The following is a 13,708-nucleotide window of genomic DNA, read 5'->3' as shown; positions in this document are numbered from 1 at the left end:
TAAGAAAATTATTCAACATGACGAATACCGGCACTAAAATGTCGTTTGCAGGCGTGGCTACGAAATTTGACGTATGATTGGTGCAAGAGTTGAGACTATACTGTTGTGCTAGTGGCTTCTTAATGCAATTGTATTGGCGGTTGGGCCTGAACTCGGTACAAATACCGGGTATGACCTTCTTCTCGACCTGAGAGGGTGGTCAGGCTTATTTCGAGCAAGAACATCGTATATGCGTCAAATGAAGGCAGAACTAATAATAGTTAATCTAAAAGCCTTCTCGGCTAACTTCTGTTCTCAGCTCGTTATTCTTTTCCATTGGGTACGCAGGACGGTGATTGCTTTCACGGAAGCTTTCGCGCGCCGCGTCCAATTCGATCTCAAGCAAACAGACTGCACAGGAGCACCCTCATGAAGAAGTTGTTTGTCTCGGTCGCCGCGACCGCCCTTATCGGCATGGCCTCGTCTGCCATGGCAGAAGAGTGCGGCACGGTCACCGTTGCGGAAATGAACTGGGCGTCGGCCGGCGCTATCGCGCAGATCGACAAGATCATTCTTGAAAATGGCTATGGCTGCGACGTCGAACTGGTCACCGGCGACACCATGCCGACCTTCACGTCCATGAGTTCCAAAGGAAAGCCGGATATGGCGCCGGAACTCTGGATCAACGCCGTGCGTGAACCGCTCGACAAGGCCGTCGCGGAAGGATCCCTGATCATCGGTGGCGAGATCCTGAACGAAGGCGGCGTCGAAGGCTTCTGGGTTCCGACCTATATCGCCGAAGAGCATGACATCTACACAGTGAAGGACGCCCTTGCGCATCCCGAACTGTTTCCTGGCGCAGAAGACGACAGCAAGGGTGCCTTCTTCACCTGCCCAACCGGCTGGAACTGCCGCATTACCACTGGAAACCTGTTCCGCGCGTATGGCTTCGACAAAGGTGGTTTCGAGCTGGTCGATCCGGGTTCCGCTGCCGGTCTCGATGGCTCACTCGCCAAGGCCAATGAGCGCAAGCAAGGCTGGCTCGGTTACTATTGGGCGCCGACCGCAATCCTCGGTAAGTACGACATGACCCTGCTCGACTTCGAAGTCCCGCACGACAAGGAAGAGTGGGACAAGTGCACCGTGATCGAGGACTGCCCGGATCCGAAGCCGAACTCCTGGGTGAAGTCTGAAGTCTTTACCGTTGTTACCGACGACTTCGCGAAGAAGGCTGGGCCGGCCATGGATTACATCAAGGGCCGCACCTGGGACAACCGGACGGCAGGCAAGGTTCTTGCCTGGATGACCGACAACCAGGCGACTAACGAAGACGGTGCCTACTACTTCCTCGAAAACTTCGAGGATGTATGGACCAAGTGGGTTAGCCCGGAAACGGCTGAAAAGGTCAAATCGGCACTCTGAGCCGGTTAATAAGTTGAAGGGCCGCTCCAGCAGGTGCGGCCCTTCTCATATGGGGCAAAAAGAATACCATCAGGATTGGTTAGATGGATTGGATTGAATTTCCCTCGTTGAGCAGGGGCACGTTGCGAGACATTCGCGTGACGGTCGACGGCACCGTTGATACTTTCCTGGGCGCTTATGGCGAAGCGATCGAACACGCGTTCGATCCCCTGAAAGATTTTCTCATCTGGCTGGAAGACCTGCTGATATCGTCGCCCTGGCCAATTGTGCTGGCTGTTCTTCTGGGAATCGTTTTCCTGTTGAGCCGCAGCTACAAGATCGTCGCCGGATCGCTATTTTCGCTCATTCTCATCGGCGTCTTCGGCATGTGGGAAGACACTATGAGAACGATTGCCATGGTTACGGTCTGTACCATGCTGGCTATTCTTTTGGGCATCCCGCTCGGCATCTTGATGTCGCGCTCGGAACGGGTCCAACGCTGGATCAATCCCATTCTGGACCTGATGCAGACAATGCCGAGCTTCGTCTATCTCATTCCGGTCGTGATGATATTCGGCATTGGTAAAGTTGCCGGCCTGATCGCGATCGTTGTCTATGCTATCCCACCGACCATACGGTTGACCAACCTTGGAATCCGGCTTGTCGATCAGGATGTCCTGGAGGCCGCCGATGCGTTTGGCTCCAGCCCATGGCAAAAACTGGTCAATGTTCAGTTGCCCCTGGCTCTGCCAACCATCATGGCGGGGATCAACCAGACCATCATGATGGCGCTGGCCATGGTTGTTGTCGCGGCTCTGATCGGCGTGAAAGGGCTTGGGCAACCTGTGCTGAACGCTATTGCAAACCAGTATTTCTTCATGGGGGTTCAGAACGGTCTGGCGATTGTGGCCATCGCAATCATTTTCGACCGGGCGACACAGGCATATGGAAAACGCCTTCAGAAGCATTCGGAGGTGCTCCATGGCTGAGGCAACAGGTATCGAGGTCAAGAACCTCTACAAGATCTTCGGCCCGAGCGGAGAGGAGATGGTGCAGAAGGTCAAGGACGGTATGTCCAAGACCGAGCTGAACGAGAAGTTCAACCATGTGCTTGGTCTGAACGACATCAACATCTCCATGCCGGGTGGCAAGATCCAGGTGGTGATGGGGCTATCGGGATCCGGTAAGTCCACGCTGATCCGGCACATCAACCGGCTGATCGATCCAACGGCGGGTGAAGTGCTCTACGGCAGTGAAGACGTCTGCAAGATGTCGCAGAAGGAACTTCGGGAATTCCGCCGGCACAAGACCGCGATGGTGTTCCAGAAGTTCGCTCTCCTGCCGCATCGCACCGTCATGAAGAATGCCGTCTACGGCCTGGAGATCCAGGGCGTGCCGGCCAAGGAAGCCGAGGAGCGTGCAGCCCGCTGGATCGCGCGGGTGGGACTAGAAGGCTTCGAGGATCATTATCCGAACCAGCTTTCCGGTGGCATGCAGCAGCGTGTGGGCCTTGCCCGCGCGCTGACAAATGATGCCGACATCCTGCTGATGGACGAGGCGTTCTCAGCACTCGATCCGCTGATCCGCATGGACATGCAGACCGTGCTTCTGGATCTTCAGGAAGAGCTGCAGAAGACCATCGTCTTCATCACCCACGACCTGGACGAGGCCCTGCGTCTCGGCGACAGGATCGCGGTGCTGCGCGACGGGGCGGTGATCCAGCAGGGAACCGGCCAGGACATCGTGCTGAAGCCTGCGGATGGGTACATCGCCGACTTCGTCAAGGAAGTGAACCGTGGCCGGGTGATCCTGGTCGATACGGTCATGGATACGTCCCGGACGCTGGAAAACGGACCTACAATCTCAAGCGGCATCCTGCTGGAAGAAGCCGCCCGGACCTTTGCCGACACGGGCGAGGGCGAGGCAAACATCGTCAACGAAGATGGCCGTCCGATCGGTGTGCTGAACGTGCATGACACGATCTACGCCATGGTGACACCCGCAACCCACTGAGTTGCAAGCCCCTGAAAACAATGAAAAACTCCGAAGCTTGCTTCGGTGTTTTTCATTACGCAGGCTGCAAGCTTCAGTCTCATGCTGAGGAGAGCTGCCAGGTCCGTCTCGAAGCATGGGCTGCTTTTATTTGACCGGAGGCAGCGGCTGGGCTTCGATCACAATGGTCTCGCTGGTCGCAACCTCGACGACGGCCGACTGAAAGATGTCGTTTTCCGACGGTCCGAGGCGCAGGTCCCAGGTGTTGAATTCGGGCATGATGCGCGGGATCGGCGCCGGGCGTTCCTCGATGATCCCGAAATGCTGTGGGGCCAGGCGGCCGATGTTGGCCAGCAGAAAGAAGTCCGCGATGCGGCTGTCGTAGCGTGCGCGCACGTGGTCGACCTTGCTGAGCAGCAGTTCCCTTTCGCCGTTGAGAACATCGAGCAGGGATCGCTGGCCGCTGTCGAATTCCACCTGCAGGCCCTTTACCGCGCGCTGGTTGGCATCAATCGCGCGCTTGACCGCCTTGACCTTGAGCCTTGATGCTGCCCGCTGCTTCATGGCGCGGACAACGTTTTCGCGGATGATCTGCTGGGTGTCGTCCAGTTCGTATTCCTGCTGGGCGGCGGTGTAGTTCGCGCGCTTGACGGCGGCAATGTTGCGGCCGCCGGTGAACAGGGGGGCGGTAACGCGCACGCCAAAGCGGAAGTCTTCTTCGTCCTCATTGCCGAGGTTGCCCCGGTAACCGCTCTGCCACTCGCTTTCCAGCGAGACGCGCGGCAGCATGTCGCCGACTGCCGCGCGCGCGGCATAGCGTGCTGCCCTTGCATCCGCTGTTGCGGCCCGGATCGAGGGGTTGTTCTGCAATGCGACGTTGATCGCATCATCCAGTCCGGCGGGCTCTATTGAGGAGGGAATGCCGGGCCAGCCGAGCTTGCCGGGTTTCTGTCCGGTCAGGCGCTCATAGGCTGCCTCGGAGGCTTCCAGATCGCCGGCTGCCTGGTCGGAATTCCCCTGTGCCTCGCCAAGGCGGGCAAGGGCCTGTTCGATATCGGTGCGGGTGGCGTCGCCGGACTTGTAGCGGGCCCTGGCGGCATTCACTTCCCGCTGCACCACATTGGTGTAGGCCCGCAGTTGGGACAGGATGGCCCGGTCGCGAACGACGCGCAGATAAGCATCGGCGGTGTTGAAAAGCAGCGTTTGCTCGGCGCCGATCAGTTGGTTGCGGCCCGAATTTGCTTCTTCATGTGCCTGGTTCAACCGGTTGACGCCGGCAAAGCCCTGAAACACGGTCTGGGACATGGACACACCCAGCTCGTGAAAGAACGATCTGTCGCTGTTGCCGCTGCGCTCACTGCGGAAGGCATTCTGTTCGCCGAGATACGTGCCGGTAACGGTGGGGAGAAATTCCGACCTCGCCGTCCAGACATCTTGGTTGATTGCTTCATACCGCGAGCGTTCCGCCTTCAGGCCCGGATTGGTGGCATAGGCGGCCCCCATGGCCTCCTCAAGCGACTGCGCGGATACCGGGGCGCCGGCGAAAAACAGGCTGACGAGCGACGCGCCCGCCAGAAGACTGGCAAGACGGGTTTTCAATCCGTGCATCAGTTTGGCAGGGGCAGGGAAAGTCGTCACAGTGGCACCACGATTGTTGTCTGCGCTCAAGGTAAAATTTTATAGTTAATCAAAGGTAAGTTGAGAGTAGAGATCATTAGTCATACTTTTCAGTAGTGACCTAAGGTAATATTTAAAGACGACTTACATTTTTTTATGACTCTCACCGTCTCAAGTCTATCGTTGCTGAATTCATGCCTGACATAATCGAATATCGACACCTGGCGTGATGTAATCTTGAATGAAATTTTTTTAACTGTCACAGAGGCGTGTTTTTTCCGGGTGGAGAGCCCTCTTCTTGCAGACATTTGGCCTGATGAAGGGTGTGTATTTGTTGCTTCGTTTTGACACCTTTGGCAACTACTGAAGTGCTGAAACTTTGATGGAAAAGGAGCGCCAGCTGAACCGTCGTCGTGGACGCGATTCTCTTCGGGCGGTCTGGCTGGGGAATTCGTAAACGATTGAGGTGACTTTATCGCTGTTCCCGGGGGGGAACGGCCCGGACAGAGCTGATTTGACGTGAGGGCGTGAGGACAGGTTCAGTTATTCCTGTAATTTTTGTCAGTATTTTTTCAGCCGGGAGAAAGCCGTAAATTCGCAGAAAATCTAGGAAATGCGCTGTCCGGCCGGGGCTGTGTGTTTACCAGGTGCCCTCACGGCAGGTGGATGCCTAAAATTCTACCGATTTTATTATCAATACGGCATTGAATTGCTTTCAAAAAAGGCCGGCCGCGCCGATGTGAATTGCTTTCGGCGCTCCTATGAGCCGCGCTTGTCTCGATGAAGAGGCGCGGCACAATGCAAACATTTTAAGACACGTCAGGAGAACGGGTGCATCCCGCAATGTCAACGAAAGCCAGATCCACCCGCGTCGACAACGCCTATGAGCGGCTGAAAACGGAGATCCTTAGCGGGCAATTGCCGCCCGGTTTTCAAGCGCCGGAACCCGACATCGCGACCCGGCTGGGCATGAGCCGGACGCCGGTTCGCGAAGCGCTGATCCGTCTGGAGGCAGATGGGCTGGTCGATCTCGTGCCGCGCCGTGGGGCGAAGGTCCTGCCGATTTCACGGCAGGATATCTGCGAGATCTATCAGATCCTTGCCGTGCTCGAGGCGCTTGCGGCCGATACTGCGTGCGGCAAGGCAGGCGATGAGGCTCTTGCCGAACTCAACTGTGTGCTCGACGGCGCTGACGACGCGCTCGAAGATCAGGATATCGAGGCCTGGGCGATTTGCGACGACAGGTTCCACAGGCTGGTTGCCAGGGCGAGCGGCAATTTGCGTCTGAGAGCCGAGATCGAGGGTTTTCTCGATCAGGTCTACCGAGCAAACCTCGTGTTGCTGCGTCTGAACAAGGCTCCGGCCTCAAACGCGGACGACCATCGCGTGATTGTCGAGGCGATCCGGGAAGGCAAGTCGGACGTCGCTGCGGAAGTGGCCCGGGCGCACCGTCTCAACGGATTGGCCCGGATGAAAGATCTGCTTCAGCACTGCGGTCTCAACCACGTCTGATTAACGCGATGCTGCGGGGGCCGGGCCCGTGGACTGGCCAATGATCAATTCGGCGTCCAGATGCAGGGAAACCGGTTTGGCGGCCGGGTTGGAAATCATGTTCAAAAGCAGTTCGGCGGCCTTTTCTCCGGCATAACGGACCGATGAGCGTGTGCAGGTGAAAATAGGCACTTCGCCGCTGTTGGGCAGGAAGGACAGGGCATCGTCATGCGTGATGATGGAGACGTCCTTGCCTGTCTTCAGCCCGCATTGACCGGCTGCGCGTGCGACGCCGATCGCCGATATCATGGATGAAATCAGAAAAGCGGTCGGCGGATTGTCGCTCTTCAGCATCTCCATCGCATTGTCGCAGCCGTAAGGTTCGGTCATGTCGGCGCTGCGCATTAGGTCAGGGTCCGGCGTCAGTCCCCGTGCCGCCAATGCTTCCTCGAAGCCGCGCCGGCGGCGACTGGCAAAATCCATGTGTTCCAGGCCGTTCAGCAGCGCGATCCGGGTGTGGCCGAGGTCCAGAAGCAGGTTGGTGGCGCGTTCGAATGCGCGCCTGTTGTTCATGTCGATCCACGAGGTCTCCTGCTCGGCGCCGGGAATGCGGCCGTGAACGACGAAGGGAAGGTTGAGCTCTTTCAGAAGCTTGTGCCGGTGCTCGTTATTTGCAGGACCGTGAATGATCACGCCGTCCGCTTTCTTGCGCGAGGCGATCTGCCGGTAAGCGTCTTCTTCCTTCTCGTCATCGACGACGGAAATGATCATGTCGTAGCCGTGACGGGAATAGGTCTCCCCGGCGCCTGCGATGAACTCCAGGAAGATGGGGTTCATCATCTCGTGAATTGAGCGGGGTATGACGTGGCCAATCGCCATTGCGCGGCCGGTCGCAAGCCGCCGTGCCTGGCTATTGGGCGCATAGCCGAGCTTTGCGGCCATTTCGCTCACCCGTTTGCGGGTTTCCTCGCTGACTTCGGGATAGCCGTTAAGCGCGCGGCTGACTGTGGTCTGAGACAGGTTCAGCCGTTGCGACAGTTCTTTCAGGTTTACGCCATTGCTCATTCAGGCCCAAAACGCTTTGAAAGCGCCCTCCCAACAGGCTGTTATTGAAATGCAACATTAATTCGCGAGCTGCACGCTTGACAAGACCGAAGCCTGAAGACATGGTTAGGGCCAAATCCAAAGCGGTTTGGATAAGGGGTTCTGGTAGAATTGCCGACCCGGTGAGACGGGTGGGTATTGCTGCAAGGTGGTAAGGTGTGCCACCTTGAGTGGAGTGTTCCGGAATAGGGACAATCTGGGAGGACAGATATGAAATTACGTTTGAAAGCCTGCACGGCTGGTCTTGCGCTGGCTATTGGCCTTTGCGCGGGCGCCGCGTCCGCGGCTGATCTGAAATTCGCTCCGGGCGAAGGTCCCTTCAACTGGGACAGCTACAACGAGTGGGCAAAGAGCGCGCCTGACCTGAAGGGCCAGACGGTGACGATCGCAGGTCCCTGGCTGCAGCCGGAAGACGGTTTTTTCCGCAATGTGCTTGCCTATTTCACCGAAGCCACCGGTGCTGAAGTCATCTACACGGGTTCCGATTCCTTCGAGCAGCAGATCGTGATCGACGCCGAAGCCGGCGCTGCTCCGAACATTGCCGTTTTCCCGCAGCCTGGTCTTGCCGCCGATATGGCCGCACGCGGTCTGCTGAAACCGCTGCCGGAAGGCATGGCCGACTGGGTCGCCAACAATTACGGGGCTGGCGAAAGCTGGGTGGATCTCGGCACCTACAAGGATGCGGACGGCAAGGATCAACTGTTCGGGTTCTTCTACAACGTCAACGTCAAGAGCCTTGTCTGGTACGTGCCTGAAAACTTCGAGGACGCCGGCTATGAAGTGCCGACCACCATGGAAGAGCTGAAGGCGCTGACCGAGCAGATCGTCGCCGATGGCGAAACCCCATGGTGTATCGGTCTGGGATCGGGCGCAGCCACCGGCTGGCCGGCGACCGACTGGGTCGAGGACCTGATGCTGCGCACGCAGCCGCCCGAAGTCTACGACCAGTGGACCACCAACGAGATTCCCTTCGACGATGACCGCGTCGTTGCCGCTATCGAGGAGTTCGGCTGGTTTGCACGCGACGACGCCAAGGTTGCCGGCGGTGCTGGCGCTGTTGCCTCCACCGATTTCCGCGACAGCCCGAAGGGCCTCTTCGCCTCGCCGCCGCAGTGCTACCTGCACCGTCAGGCGTCCTTCGTGCCGGCCTTCTTCCCGGAGGGCGTGGAATTCGGTACCGATGTCGACTTCTTCTACTTCCCGGCCTACGCGGAAAAAGACCTCGGCAACCCGGTCCTCGGCGGTGGCACGCTGATGGCGATCACCAATCCGTCCGACGCGACCAACGAGCTGATGAAGTTCTTCGAACTGCCGCTCGCGCATGAAGTGATGATGGCCCAGACCGGCTTCCTCACACCGCACAAGGGTGCCAACCCTGCGGCCTACAAGGACGACACGTTGCGCGGACAAGGTGAAATCCTGGTCAATGCCAGCACCTTCCGCTTCGATGGTTCCGACCTGATGCCGGGTGCAGTCGGTGCGGGCACGTTCTGGACCGGAATGGTCGACTATACCGGCGGCAGGGATGCAAAAGCCGTCGCCGAGGAAATCCAGAAAAGCTGGGACGCCCTCAAGTGATCCTCCAGGCGGCCGGTCTCTCCAGGGAGACTGGCCGTTTTTCTGACGGATTGGCGTAACGTTCAAGAAACACAGTTCCTAAACGCAGGAGGCCTCCGGTCGTCCGGGTGCTTCCCCATAATCAATAATGGGAGGGAACGGCCATGCTATCGGATAATCCGGCACTGTTAGGGCTCTTTACCATCGTCATCGGCGTTGGAGCCTGCCTTGCCTACTTCTTCTTTTCGAATGTCTTCATCGACAAGGTTCTGTTTCCGGCCCGTGGCCCCAATGCAGGCAGGAACATCAACCGGGCGAACATGATCCGGCCATGGCTGTTCCTGTTTCCCGCCTTGTTCGCGCTGACGCTGTACCTTGCCTATCCGGTGTTCGAGACCTTGCGCCTGTCGCTGACGGACCGTTCGCAAGGGGGCGCTTTCGTCGGCCTTGCCAACTATCGCCAGATGATGAACGAGGCGAAGTTCTGGGAAGCGGTGCGCAACAACATGCTGTGGCTCATCGTGGTTCCTGCCGCCTCCACGGCCTTCGGTCTGCTGGTCGCCCAGCTTACGGACCGGATCAGATGGGGCAACTTCGCCAAGTCGCTGATCTTCATGCCGATGGCGATCTCCTTCGTTGGGGCGTCGGTCATCTTCAAGCTGATCTATGACACGCGCGCGGCCGACCAGAACCAGATCGGCGTTCTGAATGCGATCTGGCTGAAGTTCGACGGCGGCATCGGCTCCGTCATCTTTCTCCAGCTCCTGCCGACCGTTCTTCTGCTGGCGTTCGCCGTTGTCGTTGCCTATGTGGCCTGGACTTTCGTGCGCGGGATCGTTGCCCGGGGCGAGGACAAGTCGATCTGGCTTCTGCCGCTGCGCCTTCTTGTCGCCGTCGGCGGGGTCTGGCTGATCTGGATTTCGCTGAATTCCGCGCTCGGCGTCTGGATCACGGACGTGCCCTACGGCGAGCCGCAAACCTGGCTGACGCTGCCGCTGTGGAACAACTTCTTCCTGATGGTGGTGCTGATCTGGATCCAGACCGGCTTTGCCATGGTGATCCTGTCGGCGGCCCTTCGCGGCATTCCCGAGGAAACCGTGGAAGCCGCCATTGTTGACGGTGCCAACCCGTTCCAGATCTTCTTCAAGATCAAGGTGCCGCAGATCATGGGGACCATCGTGGTGGTGTGGACCACGATCACGCTGACCGTGCTCAAGGTGTTCGACATCGTCTTCGCCATGACCAACGGCCAGTGGGAAACTCAGGTTCTGGCCAACTACATGTATGACAAGCTTTTCCGCGCCAATGACTGGGGCGTGGGGTCGGCAAGTGCCATCATCATCATGCTGCTTGTTACGCCGATCCTTGTCTGGAACGTCTACAATGCCCGGAAGGAGATGAAGTGATGGCCAGTATTGCTGGGAAAAAATCCGGCCTGACCTGGGCCGTGCACATCTCCGTCGCAGCGCTTGTGCTTCTGTGGCTTTTCCCCACCGTCGGGCTGTTCGTCTCGTCCTTCCGGACCGCCGACCAGATCTCCAGCTCCGGCTGGTGGGCGGCGCTGTTTCCGGCCGAGCAGAACGAGGTCTACCGGACGTCCGATCCGGACGGGACCCGTGTGGCCGACGGTAATCAGTTCACCGTCACGGGAAATATCTTCGAGGGCGAGCCGCGCGATATCCGCTCTTGGGGCGTGTCCTCACGCGATGTTTCCGCCTATCAACCCGGTGAAACGGCGGATATGGGCGACGGCGAAAGCCTGACGCTTCAGGCCGACGGGTCCTATGTCTGGAAAGGCAACGACAAGCAGATTTCCGGACGCGGCCAGCGTGTCTTCGTGACGGCGACAGTGCCGCCGGAATTCACGCTGGAGAATTACGCCACCATTCTCTTTTCCGGCACCGGACAGGACAATATGGGCAAGGCGTTCTTCAATACGCTGACGGTCACCATTCCGGCGACGATCATCCCGATCGTCATTGCGGCGTTCGCAGCCTATGCCCTTGCCTGGATGGAGTTTCCCGGCCGTGCCCTCTTGATCGCGGCCGTCGTGGCGCTGCTCGTCGTGCCGCTGCAATTGGCGCTCATTCCGCTGCTGCGGCTGCATCTGGCCATCGGTATCGGCAAGGGCTACATGGGGGTCTGGCTGGCCCACACGGCCTTCGGCATGCCACTCGCGGTCTATCTGCTCCGGAACTACATGGTCGGATTGCCGCGGGACATCATCGAGAATGCCAAGGTGGACGGGGCGACGGATTTCCAGATCTTCACCCGCATCATCCTCCCGCTCAGCTTTCCGGCGCTGGCGTCTTTCGCCATCTTCCAGTTCCTGTGGACCTGGAACGATCTTCTGGTGGCCAAGGTGTTCCTGATCGACGCCACGGGCTCGACCACGGTGATGACCAACCAGATCGTCGAACTTCTGGGAACGCGCGGCGGCAACTGGGAAATTCTCGCGACCGCGGCCTTTGTATCCATCGCCGTACCGCTCTTCGTGTTCTTCGCGATGCAACGCTACCTCGTGCGCGGCCTGCTGGCCGGATCGGTGAAATAACATGAACAAAATCAACAATCGGGAGCAGCCGGCATGACATCGTTGTCCTTGAAGAATGTCAGCAAGTCCTACGGAACCGTCGAAGTTCTGCGCGACATCAACATGGAGATCAACGCAGGCGAGCTGATCGTTTTTGTCGGTCCATCGGGCTGCGGAAAGTCGACATTGCTGCGCATGATCGCAGGGCTTGAAAAGATCACCGGCGGAGAGCTGGAGATCGATGGGGTTGTCGTCAACGACGTGCCGCCGGCACAGCGCGGCATTGCCATGGTGTTCCAGTCCTATGCGCTTTATCCGCATATGACGGTCTACGACAACATGGCCTTCGCCCTGAAGCTGGCCGGCAAGTCGCGCGACGAGATCGACAGGGCGGTTCGGGCTGCGGCCGACAGGCTGCAGCTCACCGCCTATCTGGACCGCCTGCCGAAAGCGCTTTCCGGCGGGCAGCGCCAGCGCGTTGCCATCGGCCGCTCGATCGTGCGGGACCCCAAGGTGTTCCTGTTCGATGAACCGCTCTCGAACCTCGATGCCGCCCTGCGCGTTGCGACAAGGATCGAGATCGCGCAGTTGAAGGAGAGCATGCCGGAAAGCACCATGATCTACGTGACCCACGATCAGGTGGAGGCGATGACGCTGGCAACGCGCATCGTCGTGCTTCATGGCGGCAACATCGAACAATTCGGCGCGCCGCTGGACCTTTACGAACGTCCGGCCAACACGTTTGTCGCCCAGTTCATCGGCTCGCCGGCCATGAACCTGATCGATGCCAAGGTAACGGCAACCGGCGGTCAGACTTCTGTTGTCATGTCCGACGGCGGGCACGCGGACGTGCCGATTGCATCCCTCGACAGCGACAAGGGTGCAACGGTGAAGCTTGGCGTCCGGCCGGAAGATCTGACGGTGACGGACAGCGACGATTTCCTGGTTTCCGCCGAGGTCGAAATCGTGGAAGCGCTTGGCGAGACGACGGTGCTTTATTTCCGTCCGAAAGACGATGCCCCGGCCTTGATCGCAAAGCTGCCCGGCATCCACAAGATCGCCAAGGGAACGTCCATTCGGCTGACGGCTGCACCGGAAAAACTGCATCTGTTCGATGGCGAGGGGCGGTCGTTCCTTTACAGGTGATAGTCGCGGCAGGGTTGGGGCTTTCGGTGATGCTGTTGACCCCCATAATGCTGTTGACCCCCACCCCTAACCCCTCCCCACAAGGGGGAGGGGGACTAACGCTTTACCGCGCTACTCCGTTTGTGTGCAGAACCCCGCTATCCCTTTACAGGCACTTCGGCAGACAGGCGTGTCATCTTCAGTCGGCACGGCCTGATCCCCCTCCCCCTTGTGGGGAGGGGTTAGGGGTGGGGGTATTCAAAGACTGAAGTCTTGGGATACCAACCCCACTTAATCCCCGCCTCAAATCCCGCCAGATCTAGTGCTGATGCCCAGCGTGGCTGTGACGGGTCGCGTTGGCCGACTCCACCTGGGCCTGCATCTCGATATGGCCGAAATCGAATTCGATCTCGATGTCGAATGTGTCCCCTTGGTGGAAGGACCGGGTGAGGCCCGTAAGGCGCAGGGCAAGGCCGGTTGGGGCCAGGACCAGGCTCTTGCCCGGCTGGATCGGAACGGGCGGAAGGGCGTCGTAGCCTGTTTCACCGTCCTTCAGGGCAAAGCCGACCAGTTCGGCCTTTGAGGAAACGCCGGTATGTCCGCCGACCAGCTTTACCGGACGATCGGACCTGTTCTCGATGTTGACGAAGAGCAGCGCGGTGTTTTCGGAGGTTTCCCGGATCCACGCGTGGAGCGCGCGCACCCCTTCAGACATGCCCTCGTGGCTGCCGTCGTCTTCAGTGTGATGGTGGTCTTCTTCTTCATGCGTGTGGTGCTGGTCTGCGTCACTGTGGCTTTGGCCCGTGCCGCTATGTGTTTCGGATGCCAGGGCAGATTGAGACAGACAGAACAGCAGCGACAAGAGGACGGCAAGAGCGCGCATATCGGGAAGATCCTTCGGGCTTCAGG

At 58.8% G+C, this 13,708-nt stretch carries 11 protein-coding genes; 8 read left to right on the top strand and 3 right to left on the bottom strand.

Features of this window, described 5'->3' with window-relative positions; all coding sequences use genetic code 11:
- Positions 1 to 408: 408 nt before the first annotated feature.
- The 3 genes from V1T76_RS20060 (at position 409) to V1T76_RS20050 (ending at position 3,393) form a co-directional block, all read left to right on the top strand.
- Complete coding sequence (locus V1T76_RS20060) at positions 409 to 1,401, top strand: ABC transporter substrate-binding protein (protein WP_148582864.1); 993 nt, start codon at positions 409 to 411, stop codon at positions 1,399 to 1,401.
- Between the two features lie 83 nt (positions 1,402 to 1,484).
- Positions 1,485 to 2,369 (top strand): ABC transporter permease, encoded by an 885-nt coding sequence (locus tag V1T76_RS20055; protein ID WP_330562443.1) that lies wholly within the window; start codon positions 1,485 to 1,487, stop codon positions 2,367 to 2,369.
- Positions 2,362 to 3,393 carry a quaternary amine ABC transporter ATP-binding protein gene (locus V1T76_RS20050; protein ID WP_330562441.1) on the top strand — a complete coding sequence of 344 codons (1,032 nt, stop codon included), beginning with the start codon at positions 2,362 to 2,364 and terminating at the stop codon, positions 3,391 to 3,393. The genes V1T76_RS20055 and V1T76_RS20050 overlap by 8 nt, the downstream gene beginning before the upstream one ends.
- Before the next feature lie 126 nt (positions 3,394 to 3,519).
- Here the strand turns inward: V1T76_RS20050 and V1T76_RS20045 are convergent, their stop codons facing one another.
- The gene (locus V1T76_RS20045; protein WP_330562440.1) at positions 3,520 to 4,980 is read right to left on the bottom strand and encodes a TolC family outer membrane protein; all 1,461 of its coding nucleotides are present in this window, start codon (positions 4,978 to 4,980) and stop codon (positions 3,520 to 3,522) included.
- Between the two features lie 852 nt (positions 4,981 to 5,832).
- On the opposite strand from V1T76_RS20045, the gene V1T76_RS20040 reads away from it, so the two are divergent.
- Positions 5,833 to 6,501, top strand: coding sequence for a GntR family transcriptional regulator (locus V1T76_RS20040; RefSeq protein WP_330562439.1), 669 nt, complete (start codon positions 5,833 to 5,835; stop codon positions 6,499 to 6,501).
- Here the strand turns inward: V1T76_RS20040 and V1T76_RS20035 are convergent, their stop codons facing one another.
- Positions 6,502 to 7,545: a LacI family DNA-binding transcriptional regulator gene (locus V1T76_RS20035; protein ID WP_330562438.1), complete on the bottom strand. Its 1,044-nt coding sequence runs from the start codon at positions 7,543 to 7,545 to the stop codon at positions 6,502 to 6,504. It lies immediately after the preceding gene.
- Between the two features lie 249 nt (positions 7,546 to 7,794).
- On the opposite strand from V1T76_RS20035, the gene V1T76_RS20030 reads away from it, so the two are divergent.
- The 4 genes from V1T76_RS20030 (at position 7,795) to V1T76_RS20015 (ending at position 12,820) form a co-directional block, all read left to right on the top strand.
- Entirely contained in the window at positions 7,795 to 9,162 is a 1,368-nt protein-coding gene (locus V1T76_RS20030) for an ABC transporter substrate-binding protein (RefSeq protein ID WP_330562437.1), read from the top strand.
- 143 nt (positions 9,163 to 9,305) lie between these two features.
- Positions 9,306 to 10,547, top strand: coding sequence for a carbohydrate ABC transporter permease (locus tag V1T76_RS20025; RefSeq protein ID WP_330562436.1), 1,242 nt, complete (start codon positions 9,306 to 9,308; stop codon positions 10,545 to 10,547).
- Complete coding sequence (locus V1T76_RS20020; RefSeq protein WP_330562435.1) at positions 10,547 to 11,695, top strand: carbohydrate ABC transporter permease; 1,149 nt, start codon at positions 10,547 to 10,549, stop codon at positions 11,693 to 11,695. The genes V1T76_RS20025 and V1T76_RS20020 overlap by 1 nt, the downstream gene beginning before the upstream one ends.
- A 33-nt stretch (positions 11,696 to 11,728) precedes the next feature.
- The gene (locus V1T76_RS20015; RefSeq protein ID WP_330562434.1) at positions 11,729 to 12,820 is read left to right on the top strand and encodes an ABC transporter ATP-binding protein; all 1,092 of its coding nucleotides are present in this window, start codon (positions 11,729 to 11,731) and stop codon (positions 12,818 to 12,820) included.
- 298 nt (positions 12,821 to 13,118) lie between these two features.
- Here the strand turns inward: V1T76_RS20015 and V1T76_RS20010 are convergent, their stop codons facing one another.
- Positions 13,119 to 13,682, bottom strand: coding sequence for a copper chaperone PCu(A)C (locus tag V1T76_RS20010; RefSeq protein WP_330562433.1), 564 nt, complete (start codon positions 13,680 to 13,682; stop codon positions 13,119 to 13,121).
- Positions 13,683 to 13,708 lie beyond the last annotated feature (26 nt).

Origin of the sequence: Roseibium sp. FZY0029, from assembly GCF_036350355.1 — a bacterium.
Taxonomy (GTDB): Bacteria; Pseudomonadota; Alphaproteobacteria; order Rhizobiales; family Stappiaceae; genus Roseibium.
This window is presented reverse-complemented; position numbering and strand designations above follow the sequence as displayed.